This is a genomic window from Fictibacillus nanhaiensis (genome assembly GCF_042686385.1).
In the GTDB taxonomy this organism is placed as follows: Bacteria; Bacillota; Bacilli; order Bacillales; family Fictibacillaceae; genus Fictibacillus; species Fictibacillus nanhaiensis.
On record NZ_JBHUPF010000006.1, the window covers coordinates 2,023,804 to 2,045,691 of the forward strand.

Annotated in this window: 23 protein-coding genes and 2 riboswitches; of the genes, 5 read left to right on the forward strand and 18 right to left on the reverse strand. The window is 35.2% G+C overall.

Annotation, left to right across the window (positions count from 1 at the left end; all coding sequences use genetic code 11):
• Window positions 1-33: 33 nt before the first annotated feature.
• Window positions 34-840, forward strand: coding sequence for a serine hydrolase (locus ACFS5O_RS14045; RefSeq protein ID WP_205726314.1), 807 nt, complete (start codon window positions 34-36; stop codon window positions 838-840).
• A gap of 54 nt (window positions 841-894) precedes the next feature.
• Here ACFS5O_RS14045 and ACFS5O_RS14050 read toward each other — a convergent pair whose 3' ends face one another.
• Window positions 895-2,154: a YeeE/YedE family protein gene (locus ACFS5O_RS14050; RefSeq protein WP_205726313.1), complete on the reverse strand. Its 1,260-nt coding sequence runs from the start codon at window positions 2,152-2,154 to the stop codon at window positions 895-897.
• Between the two features lie 792 nt (window positions 2,155-2,946).
• Between ACFS5O_RS14050 and ACFS5O_RS14055 the strand changes: the two genes are divergently transcribed.
• Window positions 2,947-3,441, forward strand: coding sequence for a fasciclin domain-containing protein (locus ACFS5O_RS14055; RefSeq protein ID WP_318300215.1), 495 nt, complete (start codon window positions 2,947-2,949; stop codon window positions 3,439-3,441).
• 180 nt (window positions 3,442-3,621) lie between these two features.
• Here ACFS5O_RS14055 and ACFS5O_RS14060 read toward each other — a convergent pair whose 3' ends face one another.
• The 3 genes from ACFS5O_RS14060 to ACFS5O_RS14070 form a co-directional block, all read right to left on the reverse strand.
• A complete protein-coding gene (locus tag ACFS5O_RS14060; RefSeq protein WP_205727278.1) occupies window positions 3,622-5,010 on the reverse strand; it encodes an aldehyde dehydrogenase in 1,389 nt (462 codons plus the stop codon).
• A gap of 226 nt (window positions 5,011-5,236) precedes the next feature.
• Window positions 5,237-5,662, reverse strand: coding sequence for a VOC family protein (locus ACFS5O_RS14065; RefSeq protein WP_205726312.1), 426 nt, complete (start codon window positions 5,660-5,662; stop codon window positions 5,237-5,239).
• Between the two features lie 167 nt (window positions 5,663-5,829).
• Window positions 5,830-7,827 carry a bifunctional 2',3'-cyclic-nucleotide 2'-phosphodiesterase/3'-nucleotidase gene (locus ACFS5O_RS14070; protein ID WP_379839285.1) on the reverse strand — a complete coding sequence of 666 codons (1,998 nt, stop codon included), beginning with the start codon at window positions 7,825-7,827 and terminating at the stop codon, window positions 5,830-5,832.
• A 263-nt stretch (window positions 7,828-8,090) separates the two neighbouring features.
• On the opposite strand from ACFS5O_RS14070, the gene ACFS5O_RS14075 reads away from it, so the two are divergent.
• Window positions 8,091-8,324 (forward strand): hypothetical protein, encoded by a 234-nt coding sequence (locus ACFS5O_RS14075; protein ID WP_205726311.1) that lies wholly within the window; start codon window positions 8,091-8,093, stop codon window positions 8,322-8,324.
• On the opposite strand, the gene ACFS5O_RS14080 is transcribed toward ACFS5O_RS14075, so the two are convergent.
• From ACFS5O_RS14080 to ACFS5O_RS14145, 14 genes are all read right to left on the reverse strand, one after another.
• Entirely contained in the window at window positions 8,306-8,617 is a 312-nt protein-coding gene (locus tag ACFS5O_RS14080) for a hypothetical protein (protein WP_379839287.1), read from the reverse strand. The two genes, ACFS5O_RS14075 and ACFS5O_RS14080, sit on opposite strands and share 19 nt — an antisense overlap.
• A gap of 132 nt (window positions 8,618-8,749) precedes the next feature.
• Window positions 8,750-9,073, reverse strand: a complete 324-nt coding sequence (locus ACFS5O_RS14085) for a hypothetical protein (RefSeq protein WP_205726310.1) — start codon at window positions 9,071-9,073, stop codon at window positions 8,750-8,752.
• A 53-nt stretch (window positions 9,074-9,126) separates the two neighbouring features.
• A complete protein-coding gene (locus tag ACFS5O_RS14090; RefSeq protein WP_205726309.1) occupies window positions 9,127-9,474 on the reverse strand; it encodes a hypothetical protein in 348 nt (115 codons plus the stop codon).
• A gap of 98 nt (window positions 9,475-9,572) precedes the next feature.
• Window positions 9,573-10,052 carry a hypothetical protein gene (locus tag ACFS5O_RS14095; protein ID WP_205726308.1) on the reverse strand — a complete coding sequence of 160 codons (480 nt, stop codon included), beginning with the start codon at window positions 10,050-10,052 and terminating at the stop codon, window positions 9,573-9,575.
• Between the two features lie 52 nt (window positions 10,053-10,104).
• Window positions 10,105-10,557, reverse strand: a complete 453-nt coding sequence (locus ACFS5O_RS14100) for a hypothetical protein (RefSeq protein ID WP_205726307.1) — start codon at window positions 10,555-10,557, stop codon at window positions 10,105-10,107.
• Between the two features lie 78 nt (window positions 10,558-10,635).
• On the reverse strand, window positions 10,636-12,081 hold the full coding sequence (locus ACFS5O_RS14105) for an SEFIR domain-containing protein (protein ID WP_205726306.1): 1,446 nt from the start codon (window positions 12,079-12,081) through the stop codon (window positions 10,636-10,638).
• A 111-nt stretch (window positions 12,082-12,192) separates the two neighbouring features.
• On the reverse strand, window positions 12,193-12,486 hold the full coding sequence (locus tag ACFS5O_RS14110; RefSeq protein WP_205726305.1) for a hypothetical protein: 294 nt from the start codon (window positions 12,484-12,486) through the stop codon (window positions 12,193-12,195).
• Between the two features lie 261 nt (window positions 12,487-12,747).
• On the reverse strand, window positions 12,748-13,380 hold the full coding sequence (locus tag ACFS5O_RS14115) for a tyrosine-type recombinase/integrase (protein WP_205726304.1): 633 nt from the start codon (window positions 13,378-13,380) through the stop codon (window positions 12,748-12,750).
• Window positions 13,381-13,677: 297 nt separating this feature from the next.
• Window positions 13,678-15,000, reverse strand: coding sequence for a nucleobase:cation symporter-2 family protein (locus ACFS5O_RS14120; protein WP_205726303.1), 1,323 nt, complete (start codon window positions 14,998-15,000; stop codon window positions 13,678-13,680).
• Window positions 14,997-15,587: a xanthine phosphoribosyltransferase gene (locus tag ACFS5O_RS14125; protein WP_205726302.1), complete on the reverse strand. Its 591-nt coding sequence runs from the start codon at window positions 15,585-15,587 to the stop codon at window positions 14,997-14,999. The genes ACFS5O_RS14120 and ACFS5O_RS14125 overlap by 4 nt, the downstream gene beginning before the upstream one ends.
• Before the next feature lie 131 nt (window positions 15,588-15,718).
• Window positions 15,719-15,820: riboswitch (purine riboswitch) on the reverse strand.
• 34 nt (window positions 15,821-15,854) lie between these two features.
• Window positions 15,855-17,273 carry an amino acid permease gene (locus ACFS5O_RS14130; protein ID WP_205726301.1) on the reverse strand — a complete coding sequence of 473 codons (1,419 nt, stop codon included), beginning with the start codon at window positions 17,271-17,273 and terminating at the stop codon, window positions 15,855-15,857.
• 87 nt (window positions 17,274-17,360) lie between these two features.
• A riboswitch (Lysine riboswitch) is annotated at window positions 17,361-17,540 on the reverse strand.
• A gap of 88 nt (window positions 17,541-17,628) precedes the next feature.
• The gene (locus ACFS5O_RS14135) at window positions 17,629-18,345 is read right to left on the reverse strand and encodes a GDSL-type esterase/lipase family protein (protein WP_205726300.1); all 717 of its coding nucleotides are present in this window, start codon (window positions 18,343-18,345) and stop codon (window positions 17,629-17,631) included.
• A gap of 183 nt (window positions 18,346-18,528) precedes the next feature.
• Window positions 18,529-19,146 (reverse strand): class D sortase, encoded by a 618-nt coding sequence (locus ACFS5O_RS14140; RefSeq protein WP_205726299.1) that lies wholly within the window; start codon window positions 19,144-19,146, stop codon window positions 18,529-18,531.
• A 5-nt stretch (window positions 19,147-19,151) separates the two neighbouring features.
• On the reverse strand, window positions 19,152-20,486 hold the full coding sequence (locus tag ACFS5O_RS14145; RefSeq protein WP_205726298.1) for a processed acidic surface protein: 1,335 nt from the start codon (window positions 20,484-20,486) through the stop codon (window positions 19,152-19,154).
• A 252-nt stretch (window positions 20,487-20,738) separates the two neighbouring features.
• Here ACFS5O_RS14145 and ACFS5O_RS14150 point away from each other — a divergent pair, with 252 nt between their 5' ends.
• Together ACFS5O_RS14150 and ACFS5O_RS14155 are read left to right on the forward strand one after the other, a co-directional pair.
• Window positions 20,739-21,458: a DsbA family protein gene (locus ACFS5O_RS14150; RefSeq protein WP_205726297.1), complete on the forward strand. Its 720-nt coding sequence runs from the start codon at window positions 20,739-20,741 to the stop codon at window positions 21,456-21,458.
• Window positions 21,459-21,460: 2 nt separating this feature from the next.
• The gene (locus tag ACFS5O_RS14155; protein WP_205726296.1) at window positions 21,461-21,868 is read left to right on the forward strand and encodes a disulfide oxidoreductase; all 408 of its coding nucleotides are present in this window, start codon (window positions 21,461-21,463) and stop codon (window positions 21,866-21,868) included.
• The last annotated feature ends 20 nt before the right edge of the window (window positions 21,869-21,888 follow it).

Genomic DNA, 21,888 nt, shown 5'->3' on the forward strand with positions numbered 1-21,888 from the left:
ATCTGTTCTGAAAACTAAAGGAAGGTACCTTGTATGCTAAAACAAAACGAACAAGCTATATTACATTTAATTTCCTCTGGAAAAGCCACGTATGGCGTTTCCATTTATCACTTCGAAACGAAGGAAAGCATAAACTTTCAATCAGAAGAGCTCTTTTATTCAGCCAGTATTATAAAGGTACCTATTATGGCTTCTGTATTTGCTCATGCAGCAGCGGGGAAGTGTTCATTATTAGATACAATTATGATAAGAGAAGAAGACACCGTTCCTGGCGATGGCATGATTCAGCATTTGTCACGAAGTATAGAGTGGACCATACAGGATTTAATCGTATTAATGATTATTGAGAGTGATAACACGGCTACTAATGCTTTAATTGGGTTAGTAGGGCTAGATCAAATTAATACGTACATGAAAGAATGGGGATTTAGTAAAAGTCATTTGCATCATAAATTGCAGATTAATGCCACAAGAGAACCTGGAAACATGAATATTATAACCGCTGGTGAAGTGAATAATTTTTTAAAGAATATCGCTTATGGATCAGTGATTTCATTAAATGCCTGCAACAAGATGATTGCTATCATGAAAAAACAGAAAATGAATGATTTGCTGCCGAGTAAACTACCGGTTAAAGAAGGTGTAATCGGAATGATTCCGAATTGGGAGATTGCACATAAAACTGGATATGTTCCAGGGATCGAACATAATGTAGGATTGTTGTATTTGCCTTCTCATACCTATGCGTTATCTGTCCTCAGCAAAAACGTGCAAACACGCTCTGACTCTAGACGTATTATGGGTGAGATCGGAGAATTGCTGTATAAAGTATCTACATAAATGATACAAGAATAAAAAAAGCTAATGGACATTGGACGTCCATTAGCTTTTTCTTTAACAGATTGAATCTGTAGGTTTTGGATTTTTAAGACCGAAAAGTGGTCGGACGAAAAGAGCTAAATACGTACCTAACATCGCCATAACTGCCCATACCCAGCCATGGAGGCTAAATGAGGCTATTCCACTAAAGTAAGCACCGATATTGCAGCCGAACGCTAAGCGGGCACCATAGCCCATCAATAATCCACCGATGATAGATGCTCCAGCAATACCAGGTTTGATCTTTCCAGGTTTAAACGTTCCTTGGAAAGAAGCTGAAATGAATGCACCGAGCATAATACCAAAGTTCATAACGCTCGTTGCATCGGTAAGAACACTTTTTGAAAGAGCTGCACCGTTCTTGCCTTCAAAATAACCCCAAGAAGATACATCAACACCTGTTGCCATCATAAATTTCCCGCCCCAAAGTGCAAAAGCGGATGTAATACCCCAAGGACTTCCTTTAACCGCTAATGTTGCAGCATTCAAAAGAGCAAGAACGATTGCTGCTGTAAATAACGGCCACGAACCACGAAATATTTTTTTCCATCCAACAGTCGTTGGAAGTGGCTTCATCATTGGTGGTTGTTTCTTTTTAGCAATTTGAATCGTAATCCAATAGATAAATGCAAATAGTGCTAATTGAACTATTAAAGCGCCGAAATAACCAAGCCCAGGAATCTGGTTCAATGAAAGTGGTGGAAGAGAGGGCAGCCCCATCCAAAACGTAAAATGATAAGCGCCTATGACAGATCCTGCAATAAATGAAATCAATGTCAAAATCATAGAGGAAGATCCGCCACCAAGTGAATATAGAGTACCAGAAGCACATCCGTTACCGAATTGCATCCCTATACCGAACAAGAAAGCACCTACTAGTATGCTTATGCCAACTGGTGAAACGTTTCCTGTTGGTTCAGCACCAGAAAAAGTAAATCCTGTGCTAAAAATAATCGCAAATAATACGGACGCTACAGCAAGCATAACCATATGAGCTTGCAAACCTTGCACATTCCCTACAGAAACTAAACGCCTGAAAGCTGATGTAAATCCAAAACGCGCATAAAGAAGTGCACAGCCAAGCAAAATACCAATGATAAAAAGTGTCCCTTGCGTCCAGTTAGCAACATTGACGATTGCTGTAAGGAGTAAGATCGCAGTGAGTACACCAATGGTTACTAAAGGTTTTTGCATAGGACTGAGTTCAGTAACTTTCGTGGTTGGCCGGCCCTTAAAAGCAGTTTTTGTTTTAGTATTAATAACAGATTCAGCCATACTATCCCGCCTTTTCCTATTAAATTTATCGGAATTAATGTTAACCATTATACTACGAATCGTAAAAAGTGCAAATGAAGGAGCCTAGAAGTAAATATCTGCTTATTTTAGGTTATGAACCAATAGGTAAAACTTTACAAATTTTATATGGTGTTACTAATAAGAATGAACGAAAGAAAAATATGTGAAAGCTTAGAAAGATTATTTATAGATTATTTATAGATTATTTATAGATTATTTATAGAACTCAGACTAAAAAAAGACAGACAATTTGAACGCACGAACACGAGTTCAAAAGGAATGGATTTATGATTGAAATGATTTTTAATTTGCAGAAAGAAATAAGTTCAGCACAAACCTAATAATTGAATACCGATTAATACAATTACCAAATTCAGTATATTTTTCCTTTTTGTCTCACTATCCTAAGTAATCTTTGGTTTTGAGATGTTCTTCGTTCCATTTCGCATAGCTGCCGAGAATAGATATTATGTAAACTAATAAAGAATGAATTTTAATGTGCTTACTTACCTTACTTAATTGATCTGTCCTTCTTCTTTCACTTCTTTCATTCATTAGATGTAGTTTATCTGCGATTAAGTGTCTATGTGGTACAAATATTAACCTACTCGGAAACTGTTCATCCAACGTTTATGGAAATATGTAAAAGATACCCTTCTTGTATAAAAACGATTGGTAGATAAATAATACCCTTAGTGCTTTCAATTTAAATAAATCAAAATTGTAAGTTCTTTGGAGTACCCATGTTAAAAAATTTAGGAGGATATTAATTTGATAAAGAAAATAATGAGTTGGTTCTTATTGATTTTCATGCTTACCCTTCCACTCTCGAGCAATGTTTTCGCTTCTGAGAATTCAGGAAGTAAAAAGGATATTGTTCAAACAGCAACAGACGCAGGAGATTTTAAAGTACTTGTTGCCGCACTACAAAAAGCGGGACTTGTTGAGACACTCAAAGGTGCTGGACCTTATACTGTATTTGCACCAACAGATCAAGCGTTTGGAGAACTGCTAAAGGATTTAAATATCACAGCAGAAGAGTTATTAAACAGAGAAGATTTAAAAAACATTCTGCTTTACCATGTCGTTCCAGGAAAAGTATTGTCAAGTGATCTCAAAAATGGAATGAAGGTAAAAACTTTAGCTGGTAAAGAAGTAACGATTTCACTTAATCCCGTAAAAGTAAACAATGCAACTGTGGTTACTCCTGATATCGAGACATCCAATGGTGTAATTCACGTAATCGATACAGTTTTATTACCATAAATGTGCCTGAAAGGCCTTTTAAGTCAGAGTATTTTCCTTATGGAAAAATACTCTTTTTTGTTTTTTATAGAGATTATCCCTTTTTTCTCCTTTATACGAACATTTGTTCTTAAGTCGAGTTTTTGGCACTTTTGCACAAAAAAAGACGCTATCTCAAATGATAGCGTCTAAAAATAATCTTTACTTCATTAACTTTTTAATGATTTTTAAGCCATGTTTAGCGTTGGGGTATCGAAAACTAAAGTCGAATTTGTTTGTTTGGTTGAGTACACTTTTGTTATGAGAAAACGCAACGAAACTCGACTCACCGTGATAACTACCGATTCCGCTCTCTCCTACACCACCAAAAGGAAGATAAGGTGTTGCGATATGCATTAATGTGTCGTTAATCGATCCACCGCCAAATGATATGTTATTAACCACTTTTTCTTCAATCTCTTTGTTTGTGGTAAACAAGTAAAGTGCAAGTGGTTTTGGGCGTTCCACAACAAAATCGATCACTTCATTGATGTTTTCGTATTCCATGACTGGAAAGATGGGTCCAAAGATCTCATCACTCATAACTGGTGAAGAGGTATCGTGGGGAGCTAGTAAAGTTGGCTCGATCTTTTCACTTGATTCATCATACTTCCCACCGGATAGTATTTCTCCTTCAGATAAGTAACTTTTTAAACGATTAAAATGACGATCATTTACGATTTTGCCGAATTCTTCATTTCTGAGTGGATTCTCTCCGTAAAATTCTTTAATTACCTCTTTAAATGTATCAATGAATGGTTGACGTATATTTTTGTGTAAATACATATAATCTGGTGCTATACACGTTTGACCTGCGTTTGTGAACTTTCCGAAAGCTATGCGTTTAGCGGCAAGCTTAAGATCTGCTGTTTCATCTACAATGCAAGGGCTCTTACCACCTAGTTCTAATGTAATAGGAATAAGCCTCTTGCTTGCTGCCTCCATGACTATCTTTCCTACAGGAACGCTCCCTGTGAAGAATATATAATCTAATGGTTGATCCAGTAAGATTTGATTGGTTTCTATCCCGCCTTCTACCACTGCGATAAAGTCTGGATGATAGTACTCTTTAATTAATTCATCTAACAGTTTTGACGTTAGTGGTGTTAATTCAGATGGTTTTAATATTGCTGTATTCCCCGCAGCGATAGCACCTATTAATGGAGCAAGTTGCAGTTGAAATGGATAGTTCCATGGTGCGATGATTAAAGTCACACCATAAGGTTCAGCGATTGTATAACCCTTTGATCCAATATGGGTTTTTGCTGTTTTTACTTTTTTGGGTTCCATCCATTTTTTAAGATGTTTTTGCGTATGTCGAATCTCTTCTAATAAAAAGCCGATCTCAGTAGTATAGGCTTCGGCTTCAGATTTGTTTAAGTCTTTCTTTAAAGCATGAAGAATTTTTGCTTCATTGTTTCGAATAAGCTTTAGCAGATTGTTTAATGCTTTCATTCGGAAATCGTATGATCGGGTTACCCCGCTTCTAAAATATTTTCTCTGAGCTCGTACAAGTTTATCAACCGATTCCCTTGTGCTCTCTTTTATCATGTTTTGCTGGTGCAAGCTTTACGCCTCCTGTCACATAAAATCAAATGTTTAAACTCATGAACATGAGTGGGTGAAACCACTATAATATCTTTATAAGAACTAGTCAATGATTTTTGCTTTTTATTGCCCGTTTTTTGCATACACTAATTAAGATAACCGTAAAAAATGAGGAATAAACAAAAAGACCCTTTCTAAATGTTATAGAAAGAGTCTAATTTGTTGTTAATTAGTCTTGCTGAACGGCAGATACTTGCCACTCGACACCATATTTATCTGTTAGTTGTCCATACGATGGGCTCCAGAATGTTTCTTGTAGTGGCATTGTCACTTTTCCCTCTTTAGACAGTTTTTCAAATACTTGTTTTGATGCATCTACTGTGCTGATTTGTATGGCAATGGTAACTTGATTTCCAATGGTATAAGGCATCCCTGGAAAATTATCAGAGAGCATCATAATCGTATCCCCCACTTTGAATTGAGCATTCATCACACGATCCTTCGCTTCTTCTGGAAGTGGATGGTTTGGATCCTCTGGCATCTCTCCAAAAGTTTGAAGGGAGATTAACTCAGCATTAAATGCATCAACATAAAACTGTACCGCTTCTTTTCCATTACCATCAGTTACTACGTAAGGGTTCACTGCTACAATCATTTTTAGCACCTCATCGTCTCATTTTTTCGACACAAGAACATTTGTTCGTTTTTTATCATACCAAACCTTTTCCCTACTAGCTACCATTTTTATATTTCTACTAAAGATGATTTACACCTTCTTATGAAATAAAAAAAGAGAACCACTAGGGCTCTCTTTTATCTTTATTAATTTAGATCGATACTATAGATTCCAAATCCGTTTGCATCTGTTTTATTGGTGTATTGAATCTTACCTGTCGCACTCGTATATTTTTGACCGTTCGGTGATGATAGGAACGTTACGTTAGCATTTCCGCTAATCGGAGCGATGGACCAGTTGTTGTCAGCTGTAGGCGTGATCTCCTTCATTTCCGTGATATAATCCATCAAGATCTGACGGTTTTCATCAGCTGAATCTACTACATATTCGCTACCTTTTACTCCAGGGAAGTTTCCGCCTCCACCCGCTCTGTAGTTGTTTGTTACTACGATAAAATCTTGGTTAGGGTCAATAGGTTTTCCGCCATACGTTAGATTTACTATTCGATTGCTGTCAGCATTGATCACTGCTCCGTTTTTATCGTACTTAGAAGCTTTCGTAACATCGACTTGATAATTAACACCGTCGATTACGTCAAAGTTATAAACAGGGAAACCTGCATCTAAGAGTTCTTGTGCTTCTGTTTTGTTCGGATCAATGGTTTTAAATTTACCAGCAGACATTTCTAACCATTCTTTAACAACAGAACCTTTTACTTTTAGTGCTTTTAACGTGTTGTCATAAAGGTAGAGGTCACCCGCACTGCGAATTGTAAGTGGTCCTTTTTCAATCTCAGTGAATTCAGTTACACCGTTTCTTCCTGCTTTAAATGGAGCTCCTACAGAGAGTATAGGAAGATCTTTATATTCTGGCTTGTTTAATGAAATGTATTTTTCTACGTACCATTTTTGAGCATTCGTTACAACTTGTACAGACGGATCATCTTGAACGAGTGCAAAGAAGCTATGAATATCATCCGTCGTTGAACCGATTGGTGTGTTTACATACTTAATTGTTGCATCATGTACATTCTTTACAGTCTTAACCACTTTTTCGTCTGGCTTGACCGCAGCAGCACTTCTAACTGATGACTGAGAAGAAATCACGTTCCATCTTCCACGTTCTTGTTGAAGGGTCAAGTCGATCAGACCGAGTGATCCTCCACCATAGCCTGCTTGTACAGCAGGTACACCATTAATTGTACCTTTTGCATTATCAACGCCAGGAAGAACATTACCTTTCGCGTCTTTAAACAATGCATCTAATGATTTCTCATCAGCAGCTGGGAATATCTTATGTGTGTGTGAGAATGTTATGGCACTGATCCCTTTTACCTTGCTAAGTGCATAGATAACATCTTCTGTGTTCGTTTCACTTCCATTAAAACCAGAGTGTGCTTGTGCGATGATGATATCTGCACCTTTTTTCTTCATTTGCGGGATAAACTTTTCTGCGCTTTCAATGATATTCTTCGTAATTACTTTCCCATCTAGGTGTGATTTATCCCATTCGTTAATCTGTGGTGGAACGAAACCAATATAACCGATTTTTAAAAGTTTCGGTCTGCCATATTCATCTCTAACGAATTTTTTCACAATTTTGTAAGGTGTGTATTTGTTAACATCATTTTTAGGGTTGTTATCCTTATCATCCACGTATACGTTAGCGTTTACAAAAGGAAAATTAGCATCATCGTACGTTTCTGCTAGAAAATCAAGACCATAGTTGAACTCATGATTTCCTAGTGTTGCCATATCATAATCCATTAGATTCATAGCTGCGATGGCTGGATGAACTTCACCATCTTTTAGCGGGGCGATTTTTGCTTTGTATGTACCAAGTGGTGTACCTTGAATCAGGTCTCCATTATCAACTAGCACACTGTTTTGACTGTACTTTAAATCTTCTCGAGCCGTTTTAACAAGTGTAGCTGTCTTTGCTAGACCAACGTTTTCAGATGTTGCATTTTTGTAATAATCAAAGTTTAGTAGGTTTGTATGAATGTCTGTTGTTTCCATGATTCTGAGGTTAACTTTACTTTTGTGTTTTGCTGGCGTTTTAGCGATGGCTTGTCCTGCTAGAGGTGAACTTAAAAGACTGATAGCTAGAGTAAGTGAAGCTGCTTTCTTAACATTTTTATTCACAACAATAACCCCTTTATTTCATAAATTTGAGACGAATTGGTCAGACATAGGAAGATTGACAATGGTATTTAAATTCAACCAAAGATCCTAACATATTGGTCCCAAGGAAGATTATAATCTTCCTTTTCTGATAATACTAGCTTGTTTTTTTAAAGATTCTGCATTTTGTTAAACAACATGTATCTTTTCATCATATAAATATAGTATAGTAGTCATGTATTACCCATTAACTTCCATTGAACGAATTGAAAGGAATGAAGAAAATGGCTAAGTCAAAAGCAAAGAAAATGAGAGAAAGAATAGTTCGTGAAGGTAAACGAAATCCTATTCATGATCGAAGCGCATTTGCTCATCAAGAGATCTATAATCTGATGACATCGAAGACGACAAAATCGAAAAGGGAAAAACTTAACAACATCAAACATAAGAAGCGGCTATCATCCACTGATTACAATGAGGATCATAGCCGCTCTTTCATTTATACAGCTTGCTTCTGACTCTGTTTAACGTGAGAAACGATCACTTTTTTAGACTTTGTGTTAAATAATAAATTTAGTAGAACAGCCATTAAACTTCCGGCTACGATTCCGTTTTCAGTAAGAATTTGAATACTTTCAGGAAGTCTGCTGAAAAGTTCTGGTTCAACGGTTATGCCTAACCCCATTCCGCCGAAATTTTGGAACTCACGTTTAACTCTGTCTACCTCAGCCTTCATTTTGTCAGTCTTCTCCCAGTTCCAAAGGGTAGCTCTACTTATGCCAACTGAGTCTGCAATTTGTTGTTTTTCCAAGCCTTCAATAGCTATAGCCTTGCCGCTGTTTGTTGCTGTTGACTTAATAAATCTTCATACATATAAATCACCTACCTTTGACGTGTCAACATAAAAAGACACTACGTTGAGTGTCTTAAAATATAACAAAATTTAATTTTCTTTCTTTAGTAACCTATGAATTTTTAATTCAAACGCGTTTTTAATTAGATGTTCAACAATAAATATAATATCTTTTAAGTCTTTACGTTCTGGCACTATTACATCATGAATGGTTTCATTACTTTTAATTCTTATTTTTTGTAAAATTAAAGAATGAAAAAAATTAATATGATTATTTTCAAATAGTCCAAAGATTTTCCCTTGAATCTTGTCGGAATAAATTTTTTCATTATTTTTATTTAATATATAATTTCCGTTTTCATTGTGTATATGTCCACCGTCAATATTTAATTCTTTGCATATCCCTTCTATCAATGTTCTTATCCCAGATAAACATAAAATTCTATGATTTTGATTATAGGAAGAGACTATTTGATTGTATAATTCAAGTAGGGTATCGGGTAAACCTTTGAATTTCTTACTTTTAATTGGAATGACATTAATGATTTTTTTTCTTTCTTCTTAGGCTCTTCAGGATACACAGTAAAAGTATCAAAAAAATATTGAGTCCCATTTCTTTCTTCCCATTGGTATTCATCACCGTATTGTTTTACAAAAGCAATGTAATCGCAACCTAAACATTTAACAATGTGATTTTTTTCCCACCAATGAAAATCATCTTCAACGTCAGCTTCGTGATTAAATGAAGTTAAAATTTCGTGATTTCTTTTTCCATTACAATTAAAACAGTATACTTTTTCTTTTAATCTTTCCATATTTTTCATCACCCAATATTATTTTAACATTAATAATATTAGCTACAATGATTAATATTCAATAAAAAAGCACCCCAATTTTAATCGGGAGCTAAGCATTACAATTTATCTTTAAAATCTTTAATAACTTCTGGTATACCTGTAATTAATTCCTGTTGATTAAATGCGAGCCCCAGATCTTTTTTTAGTTGGTTATATTCTTTTACAACAGTTTTCACAAATTCTAAAGTTTTTTTTTCATCAATAGTTATTGAACTACTGTACCTTATCCATACTGAGATTAACTCATCACTTGCAAATCCCATATTCTCTAAGAGAAATATTTCCATATATTCTTTATTAAAATATTTCACATCAGTTCTGGTACCAAGCATAATTTTATTATGCTTTATCGATATATCCTTAACCATATTTATTCGAGTATTTAGCAAACTATATAAAGGTGCGTATAAGTTCTTAAGTTGTTGACGCTTTCTTTCTCTTTTTTCTTTAATAGGTGTAATAATAAAATGATTTAAAATAGCTATTAACAAAGCCACTGTTGCAGATACTAATCCACTAATTAGTTTTATATCCATTTATAAACCCCTCTCAACAACAGTTGTCAAAAGGTGGTATGAATGGCAACATTTATTTCTTATTTTGTGTTTTTAGTTTTTCACAATGCAATAGCAGTTCTTTAAATAGTGCTGCTTTAGATCTACCTAACCTTGCCCCAGTAACCGAGTAAATAACAGTTATTGTTACTATCAAAATAGCAACTGTATTTAATGCTGAACTTATTTTCAGATTATTCACTTCAAATCCCTTATCTAGAACTGATATATAACTTGCTATTAAAGCTGTCATTAAAGTTACTAAACTGGGCAAAGAACTCATAATATTTCTTTCTTCTTGAATTTCTTCCATCCTTGCAATCCCGAACTTAATTGTGTCTATATCTAATTGCTTTAATTCATTCAAACGGTTTTTAAAATAACCTTTGTCCTTACCTAGATAAAAAGAATACTCTTCTTGCAAATACTTAAGTAGTTGCTTATTAGTCGCACTATATATTAGTTTAGTTAGATCTTTCTTCTTCATTAAATCACCCCTATACTTATATCGGTAGGAAGTTTAGGAAATTTTAAAAAAGCACCCAAATTAATGGATGCTTTGTTATTACTCATACTTTCCTATGTCTTCAGGATTAATATGAGATTTAATATCATAAACTAAATTAAAACTTCCATACCCTCTTGAATATGGATTTTCTAAAGTATTAAAAATTTCCTTTAGTCTTGAAATTGTTTGAGCTCCGAAGAGATATTTCACTTTTTCAAAGTGTCTTCTTGAAATTAATTTTTGTAACAATTTACTCTTCTGATATGTTCCATAAACATAAGTACGTGGAAACCATTGGTTTTGGTATGAGTCTGTCTTATTTATCTCTGAAATGTAATATAAAAGATAGTCAGCCTCGACAATGTCCTCTTTAGAATATTTTAAGTTAGCCCTCTTTACTAACATATCAGCAGTCACACTAAGATACTTTTGTGGTAATTTATTATTTCTTATTTCATCTAATGAACGTAAGTAACAATCAAACATTACAAAAGTGTTATTTTCTAGATCCTCTTTGTGCGCATCTCTTATAAAAAATCTTGCCTTTAGAAATTCCCCTAGAGTTTCAAATGATGATTTACTTAGGAAAATCATAACTGTATAAAGGAATACTTCTCGCAAGAAAAATCTGAAATGATCAAATTGTGTATCATAATATTGATTTTCACTTCTTTTTATTTCGGTATATTTATTGTATAAGTCCTCAAATAAATCAATCAAGTAATCAGAGTCTGTTATAGTGGATATTACTTCAATAAATTCAACGTAAGTATTTCTTACAATAGTCATGTCATCAATTTTAGCCAGAATCAAATCATCAATATTTGCAGGGTCTGGAACAGATTGGATCTTAAATTCAGGAAGTAATCCCAAGAGTTCCTGTCTAAAATCTTCCATCAATGAAACATCTATCCTTTCATTTCTTAAGAAATTACTTTTTATTTGATTTAATATTGATTGAAGCTTAAAAGTACTGATTGCTTCATCCTCAAATAAAAAACTAGGAGGTTTACCAACTTGAGGTTTTCTGTACTGCGGTCTATTATAAAGGTTTCTGAGTAGGCTTTCATAATTTTGTGCCATCATCTCATCATTTGATAAATCAATATATTTCCTTGTCTCTATGTAAGTGGGAATATAATGCTGTCCTTCTTCGTTACGTTCTGCAACTATTGGAATAAATTTTTCTTGACCTACATCGTGATAAACTTGAGAGGAAATAATTTGAGTTTCAGTTCCAACCCCTCCAGCTCTTTCATTAGCTTTAGCTTTGTAGCCAGAATCACAAATAATTAGGACTTTATCTATTTCTGGTGAAGTAACCATACTTTCCATAAAGACATAAATATCTTGCCCTTCTTTTAAGTCCCATTTATCAAAAACAACTTCAACCCCATCACTCATTAATCTTTGAGCAAGTTCAAGTACCCAGTCTTCATGTTTAATACTAGTCCAACTATAAGAAATAAAAACTTTTGACTTTGTTGTTACTGTTTGAGCCATCAATATCCCCCTCTTAACATCTATCTGTTTATTATACATGTTAAGAAGGAAACTCTACCATAAAAGAACAAATTTTGTAAGATGTTCTAATGTGTAATGATCAAAATTCTCTCATATACCATACATCTCTTTAAATTTCTTTCTTTCTATTTCGTTTGATTTAAAAGATGCTAAATGTTTTATCCTCTCAGGTTCACCAAATAAATATCGTTCATTAATATAATGGTATTTGTTTAGTAACTCAGGATCTATAAACATTAATCCATGTTCTCCAGCAATGGTTTGTTCTTCAAGAATAATACGACTTAAAAATTCACCAAGTTCTTTAGAGTAATGGCCTTGTTTAATTAACTTAAAAGCTCGATTAATTTTTATTTGCCTCCTATCAAATTCTTCGTCTACCATTCGTCCTAATTCTCGACTAAGACATAATGCAATGTATTGTTCGTAAGAAAGCTCAAAGTTAGGCGCATCTGTTTTTCTTTTTGTCTTTTTATGTTCTAAATTTCTTCCTCATTTTAACTACTGGACTATATAACTCATGTTGATTTCTAATTACCTGCTCATCAAACTTTACGTACCGCCTTGTTGTGAAATCTGGCTATGTCCTACAATTGCTTGTACAGCAAATAATGAAGCTCCTGACGCAAACATTTCAGTTATAGACTATCTCCTCCAGTCATTACATGAAAATTGCTTAGTAATTCCTGCTTTCTTCACATATCGTTTTATATTTCTCCTGAAAGTATCTTCAGACATCTGCTCTCCATAACAATTTAAAAACACAAACTCATTATTTAAATGTATCTGATTCTCATTTAATAGCTCTAATAAGAGTTTAATAACATGGTTTGAGATAGGTATTATTCTAGTTTTCCTTGTTTTATTTCTAATTGCAGGAAGGACAATTCTTCTTGTTTTAATATCTATCTCTTCAATTCTTAGGTTAATCGCTTCATTTATGCGTATAGCTGTATCGTAAAGTAAGGTCATTAATACTAAATCTCTCCACTGAGGATATTGGGATTTATCCGGTACATTGAACAGCATTTGTAATTCATCTTCTGATAAAGGTTGAAATGTTGATTCATCCGTTCTTAAAAAGTTAACTTGTTCTAATGGATTATGTGATGCTATCTCCTCTTTAAACAAAAAATTATAAAAATTCTTCAAGAATCGAATTATAGCGTTGACCGTTTGAGTACTTAGCCCAAATCGTTTTGTTTTGTAGTTAAAATGACTATCTTTCATGTATACCAAGTATTCTCTAAGTATTGGTGTCGTTAGATCGTTTACCATAAGCACTTCTGGATGGTTATTTTCCAGCCATTTTGAAAAGAAGTTAAGTGCTATTTGTAGCTGATTAATGTCTTTTCCCTCAAATCTTCAGATTTTTTAGCGGACATAAAATACTGATATGCTGTTCAAAATTGTAATTATACAATGTGTTCTCTTCGGATATAGGTATTTGATGTCTTTTAGTAATTCGAGTTCGTTTATTCATAAAAAAGAACGCCACCTCCAGTAAATCTCATCGAATAGATAAGAAAATGCAGGTGACGTTCTAACATGTTTTTAGCATTAATATGTGGGACATTAACTTGATTTTGCTACTCTTTTTTCATTACTTGATAATACGGGGATATTTACACTTTTTACTTTTTTAGACTTTGTGTTAAATAATAAATTCAGTAGAACAGCCATCAAACTTCCGGCTACGATTCCGTTTTCAGTAAGAATTTGAATACTTTCAGGAAGTTTGCTGAAAAGTTCAGGTTCGACGGTTACGCCTAACCCCATTCCTACTGAGCAAGCAATAATCAGAAGATTTTCTTGTTTAGCAAGGTTCACTTCACTTAGCATTTTGATACCAGAAGCAAACACCATTCCAAACATGGCAACCATCGCTCCTCCCATCACAGCTGTTGGAATTAAAGTCGTAAGTGCAGCTACTTTTGGAATCAACCCAAGGAAAATCAACATCCCCCCTGCAACATAGATTACCTGCTTTGCTTTTACCCCAGATAACTGAACAAGGCCAACGTTTTGTGAATATGTCGTATAAGGAAAAGCGTTAAAGATTCCACCTAGAATAATGGCAAGTCCCTCTCCTCGGTATCCTTTTGTTAAGTCTTTTGGTGTTAAGTTTCTGTCGCATATCTTTCCTAACGCCATAAATACACCTGTTGACTCAATCAAACTTACGATAGCGACTAAGATCATGGTAATGATCGCACCAAGTTCAAAAGTGGGAACTCCAAAATAAAATGGCTTAGGCATGTGAACCCATGATGCATCTAGAACTGGCGTAAAGTCTACTAAACCTAGAAAAACAGAAACGATTGTACCCGCTATCAGACCAATTAAGATAGAAACGGAACGAATAAAACCTTTTGAAAATCGATATAAAAGAAGGATGAATGCTAAAACACCAAAAGAGAGCAATAAATTTTGTGCTGAACCAAAGTTCTCACTACCTGCTCCCCCTGCCATGTCTTTGATTGCAACGGGAATTAGGGTAATTCCTATAATGGTTACAACGGTTCCCGTCACGATGGGTGGAAACAACTTAAGTATTTTTCCGAACGCTCCAGCAAAAATGACAACGAATAAACCTGCTGCAATGATGGAACCGTAGATGGCACTCATCCCATATTGTCCCCCAATGGCAATCATCGGACCTACCGCTGTAAAAGTACAACCTAGGACAACGGGTAGACCTACTCCGAAGAAACGGTTCTGCCAAACTTGGATAAGTGTTGCTAGTCCACATGTTAAAAGATCGATAGCTACTAAATAAGCTAACTGTTCAGGAGATAATTTCAAAGCACTTCCTACGATCAATGGTACGATCACTGCTCCTGCATACATAGCGAGAACGTGTTGAATCCCTAAAGAAAATACTTTACCCTTCTTCATGATGACATCACCTCAGATTGAATGAACGTTATTCCATTCGTGTTCATTTCTTTTATTCTTGCGATCGATTCTACGCGATACCCCTTATCCTCAAGTTTTCGACGACCGACCTGGAACGACTTTTCGATCACGATACCAAATCCAGCAATCGTAGCATGTGCTTGATCTACAAGCTCAGCTAAACCAAGTGCAGCTTCACCATGTGCAAGGAAATCATCAATAATCAACACCTTATCACCGGGTTGAATAAATTTCTTAGCAACAGAAATCTCGTTTTGTTCTTGTTTAGTAAAAGAATAAACGCTCGATGTTAATAATCCATCTGTTAAAGTTAACGATTTCTTTTTTCGAGCAAAGACGACAGGAACATGAAGTTTCAACCCCGCGAAAACAGCAGGTGCTATACCTGAAGATTCAATCGTAACAATTTTTGTAATTCCTTCATTTTTAAAACGATCTGCAAATTCAGTACCTATTTGCTGCATGAGCTCTGGGTCGATCTGATGATTTAAAAACGAGTCTACTTTTAAAACGGACGAGGACAACACAATGCCTTCATCACAAATTTTCTTTTCTAAAAAATTCATTTTCCCACCCCATTGTTTAATTTACACACAAAAAAACCGGAGAACACCTTCTCTCTGAACGAGTGAAGCAATTCTCCGGTTAAATAAAATCGGAACACATAAATAGCCCAATACATCTATAGAAAGATGCATGGAAAGTTTGCGTCACTCGTAGTCAAACCCTTAACGGGGGTTTGGTAGAAACTTGCAGGCCATATCCCTGCGATTATACGAGCTATATGAAGTTAACTCACATTATACGTTAAAGACTTTAAAAAGAAAACCTCTTTATGCCACTTTGCTATTTTTACGGTTATTCGGCGTATATTTATGAAAGATGGGATATACGAGAAATCCTAAGAAAAATAATCCGATTCCTAAAGTGAAGGTCTTCACATCCGCTGTTCCGGAAATGATAACCCAACTCGAGTAGATGAATGCCAATAAAGCAATCACACCATCTCTTACGCGAGATCCTTTTATATCATTGTAAGTTTCTCCGCTAAAGACAAGCTTTAAAAAGTAAATGGCCGAAATCAAATACGGGATCAAATATGCGAGCGTAGCTGAAGTGGTTAAGAACGTATAAGCTTCACCGATCGTACCTGATATCGTAGAAAAGATAAAAATTTGAGACATGATGTTGGTTACTGCTAATGCGTTCACCGGGCTACCGTTCTTATTCACTTTTGCGAAGATAGCGGGAAATACGCCTGATTTAGCTGCTTGATAAGGAACTTCCGAACTTAACAGAATCCAGCCGATTGTTGAACCGAACAAAGAGATAACAGCTAACAATCCCATTAAGGAAGCTCCCGTATTTCCGATCAGTACGGATAATACATCAACGAATGGTTTGTCTGAACTCATGAGAACTTCTCGAGGCAAAACGTTCATCGTTAGTAATGTCGTAATCATGTAGATGCTAAGTGCAATCAAAAGACCTATGATCGTAGCTTTTTTAACATCTCGTTGCGAAGAAGCTCTCCCCGATAAGACAACAGCTGATTCGATCCCAACAAAAGCCCATAACGTTGCAATGGCCGCCATATTAATCTGACTTCCAAGACCATGAGAGGTCCCTTCATTGTCTACAATTGGGAAGTAAGCATCAGCAAAGATGGTTGACTCAACAGCGAAAAGTGCAGCGACTATAAACAACATAAATCCGATTACTTTTGAAGCCGTTGCCACAAAGTTAAGTTTCCCTGCTCCGTTCATGCTCTTGATTAAAATAAAATGAGTAAACCATAGAAGTGCCGTACACACGACAAATGTAATTAGCTTTCCTAACTGAATGTCTTGGTTAAGTACCGTTCCGATAACCTTTTGACTTCGCATCATAGGGAAAAACGTTGACAAATATCCTGCAAAACTCGTGATGATCGCGACGTTGCTTATCCAATTCGCCACCCAGTATCCCCATACCATGCTGAATCCTGCTACATTTCCGGCTTTTGGATTGGAGAACAAAGCTCTTGCATAGCTTTGAGGTCCTGCTGTTAATTCCGGTTTTCTTATGGATAATGAACCAAAGACTAACGCGATCATTAATACTCCAAACCCTGTAACTGCCCATGCGGCTGTAACACCAAGTGGACTAGCTGTTTGAGCTAATGTGTTCGGTAACATAAAAATTCCTGAGCCAACCATGTTTCCAACGACAAATGCAGTTAGCAACCACACACTCCAATTATTATTTTTCATGATGTAAGTACCTCCTGTTGATATAAAGCCAATAAAAAAACACGTATGGAAACGCCCATACGTGAATATAATCAGCATCCTCCAAAAATCTCTCATAGCTCAACGCAGAACGTTCTGCGACAGTTCTGCACTTGTTCAATGCAGCCCCAATGGATTTGTTACGTGGATCTAAACCCATTTCGGCATCAATTCCTTTTAAACTGTTGTCATAAGCACCACTTGCCTCTAACAGTTCTACTCATAATTCATGCGACCTCTACCTCACAGAGATTAATGTGAGGACTTTTATTTAATTATTTTATTTGTAACGTTTTGTAGATTAACAGATTGTTCATTCTGCGTCAATGGTTATCGTTTATTTATATTCAGAACTCTTACGGATGTTTTCGTAAACTCTTTTTCCAATTAAAGCATATCCTTTTTCATTAGGATGAAGTTTATCAGAGAAATAATCACGTTTATTTTTGTTGATGAAAAGGTCATCCGTACGTATATAAGTCGTATTTTTATATTTCTTTGTAACTTCTTTTGTAGATTGATTCCAAGTTGATACGGCCTCATTAACAACAGCCATATCACTCCATTCAGCTTTCGGGTTATAGATTCCTATTATATAAATGGCCTTTGGCTTTTCTTTATTTTGTATTTTCTGAATGATTTTATTTAGATTTTCTTTGTAGATTTCTTCATTTGCTGCTAGTTCTTTTTTGTTGAATTTTGTTAGTTGATCTGTGCTTTTAAGAAAATCATTCGTACCAATATTTATAAAAATAACATCAGAGCTTTTAGCTGTTTTTGCTATCTCTGGATTTTTCAACCGCTGACGCAGGTCTGTGCTTGTATCATTTGGAACTCCAAAGTCATGAATGACAAGCTGTTTATCTAAATCTTCTTCGTACCGTTTTTCAACATCCCCTATATACCCATTATCTTTTGTATCACCTAATCCATAGGCAAGAGAATCACCAAGTGCTGTCACTTCCATTTCTTTAGAGTTAAGCGAGTACACGCCAAAAGCAACCCCTATCAAAACGATGATACAGATTGTGATGATCATTGTGAATTTCTTCATGTTTTCTCCACCGGCTTTCTAGTTGTTTATTCTAAGTATGTATCAGGAGGGATTTCTATAGACCCGCATGCATATTATTGGTATTCATACCTTTTTTGATTATCTTTTAAACAAAACAAGTATACGCCCGTTGAAAATGGGGTCAAAAAAAGACAACAGAAAAGTGTCTGTTGTCTTAATAGATTATGTTAATTTTTGTGATATCAAGTCTGCAACGAGAATATAACGTTCAGGTGATGCACCTATAAAATCAAAAGGATAACACGTTGATAGAGTTAATGTTGCTCTCGGCTTAGGTACGATAACCGTTCTGTCATCTTTATCTACTATGCGCACATGTCGAATTTTATAAGTAAAGCTTCCTGCTGACGTTTCAACAATCAACGTATCACCCTTACCGACTTCACCTAACTTTCGAAAAACGGTATCTCGATGTCCAGAAAGAACCGAATTATCCTTTTCTCCTGGTAAGACACTTTTATCAAAATGACCTACACCGTTCTCTAATTCTTCTTCATCTGTTCCATGAAAAATTGGAAGTGTAGCATTTAACTTTGGTATGAGTAGGTTACCAATATTCTCACCTTTATTTGGTCGTATTGTATATAGTTTTTTTTGTTTCAAGTTATCCTTGTGCTGTTTGGAGGGTTCTTCAGCACTGTTTACAATGTGTGTTTGATCTGTCTGAAAGAGCATGTAGCCTTTTATAAAAGTATAGGCGTTTGTAGTACTGAACCAAAAACCAAGTAATATTAATACGAATGAAAACACAAGAAGTATCTTTCGAACGCTACCTCTCATTTTCATTAGATTCCTTTTACACGAAATCTTCTAAAGAGGAAAATTCCTGCCGCAAAAACACCTAACCCCATTAATGAGTTCTCTAGATGGTTTGTAGCAGTTTTAGGAAGTTTTCCGCCTTTTACTGTTTTAACCGGATGACTGGATTTCGTTGGAACTGCAGTAACAATCTCTTCAACTTTTTGTATATCTTTACCTGTTTCTTGAATTATTTCAGAGCCAAACATTTCAGCTGTGATACGAATATCAGCCAATAATTCACCATTTGTATTATAGATTTCCATGATAAGATCATTTCCATTTGTCGTCTCCATCTTCATCAGTGAATCCATGGAAACAGGTTGTTTTTGTCCATCAACAACTAGATAATACTTTGTCTCAAGTTGTAAAAGTTGTTTCATCTCAGAAAAGATGGAAAGCAGTTCAGCAACTTGTTCAGAAGTAAGTTCATCTGCTGTTTCAAAATCTTCAAACGCCATCATTCTTTCGGCAAGAACCATCATTCGATCAAGAAAGGCTGGATCTTCCCAATTAAGAGTTTCCATATGAGTTAAAAGCTTTTCTATTTCTTCCTCTGTTAAAGCAATCTCTGTAAATAGATCCTCGATATCATCACCTATATAGTCATCCCCATTTATATAGAAATCAACGGCTCCTTCAAGATCTTCAATGTATTCATAGTTTTCTCTTGCATCATCATTTTCTTTTAATAAAGCGTCCAGTTCAGCAAGAGAAGCTAGGTTGTAATCTCTTAATAACTGTTGAAGGTTTTCATCATTAATAAGAGTTCCTTCCCAGTCATCTCCATTAATATAATAATCAACAGACCATTCAAGATGTTCGATATATTCATAGTTTTCACGTGAATCATCGTTTTCTTTTAATAAAGCATCCAGTTCTTCAATGGATTTTAGATCGTAATCACTTAATAACTTTTGAAGGTTTTGATCGTCTATAGGTGTGCCGATCATAAAATCAACTTCCTCAAACAATTCCTCTTCAAAAATAATATAAGTTCCGTCGAGTACATCTTGTCCTTCTTCAATATTTCCATACTCCACAAGAAGTTCATTGAGTCTATCTCGACTAATGTCAAACTCTTTTAACACTGTCTGTACACCTTTTTCTGATAATGGTGTGCCTAGTTCATCAACCGATTCAAAATCTCTTAATGCCCACTCTTTACTGTTCAAATAAGCTACAAAATCCTTCGAGTTCCAACCGATCTCTTGTAAAAACGCTTTATACTCTTTGTCGTTTGCATTTATAGCGAACGCTGACAATGGCAAGATGCCGAGGCTAATCGTAATAGCCAATAAGAAAGTTACAACCTTTTTCATCCCTGTACCCCCAAAAAACTTGTTTAGTATAATTTCTAGAAAATTATACTGCCAAAGTCTTCTTTTGCATACAAGTTTTTTATTAAATAGAGGAATAAAGTATTATCTTTTTTTTTCATATAAATTGCTCAATATTGTTCGAGTTTACATCTGAAATAGAATGTTCAAGATTTCTTCATTGTAAATACCTTCAACTTTGTTTACGATAAAAGTAACTTCTTTTTATTTAGTAAAAATTCTACGAGGTGAACAATGGGTAAACAAAAAAAGAATAAGGCTTATGTAAACAGCTCAAAGAAAAAGAAAAACTCTTCTCCTGTTTGGCTTTTTTGGACGATTGGTATTTTGACTCTTGGATTGATTGTTTTTCTGTTCAGTGGTGCACTTGATAATAATGATACATCCACAGCTGATATTTCCTACGAAAACCAGCCTTACTTAGGTGAGAAAGATGCAACTGTTAATATCATTGAATTTGGAGATTACAAGTGTCCTGCATGTAAGAACTTTAATGAGTCGTTCTTTCCACTTATTGACAAAGAACTGATTCAAACAGGTAAAGTGAAATTCTATTTCTTAAACTATCCGTTTATTAATGTAGATTCTGAACGATCTGCAATCTTTGGAGAAACCGTTTATAGAGAATTAGGTAATGAAACGTTTTGGAAGTTTCATAAGACACTTTACGAAAAGCAGCCTGACGATCAGAATCTAGAACGACAAGATATCTTTACCGAGAAATTCTTAACAGAAACACTTGGTGAAGTAACTTCAGATGAAGATGTTAAGAAAGTAACCGAAACATGGAAAGACAAGGACAACGAAAAAGCTTTAAAAACAGATGAAACACTTGTAAGTGAACTTGGTGTAACGAGTACACCTACCTTGTTTGTTAATGGTAAAAAGTTCGACGGTACATCTTTAGAAGATTTAAAGAGAATGGTTGATGATGCTGCGAAGGAGAGTAAGTAAAGGTGGGTAATAAACCTTTGTTGATCGCTTGGGTCGCATCGATCGTTTCCACGGTAGGAAGTCTGTTTTTTAGTGAAGTCATGAATTTTGTGCCATGTAATTTTTGCTGGTATCAACGAATCTTGATGTATCCGTTAGTAATTGTGCTAGGTGTTGCCTTTTATCAGCAAGATCATAAAGTCACACGTTATGTCCTTCCTCTATCCATTCTGGGCATCATCGTTTCCGGCTATCATTATGCTCTTCAAAAAATACCTGCATTAAAGGCTTTTGAGGTATGTACATCAGGTGTTCCATGTTCAGGTCAGTATATCAACTGGCTGGGATTCATAACGATTCCACTTCTTGCGTTCGTTGGATTTACGATCATCACAATTAGTTTGTTAGGGATGAGAAAGCAATCGAATTAATCGGTTGCTTTTTCTTTTGC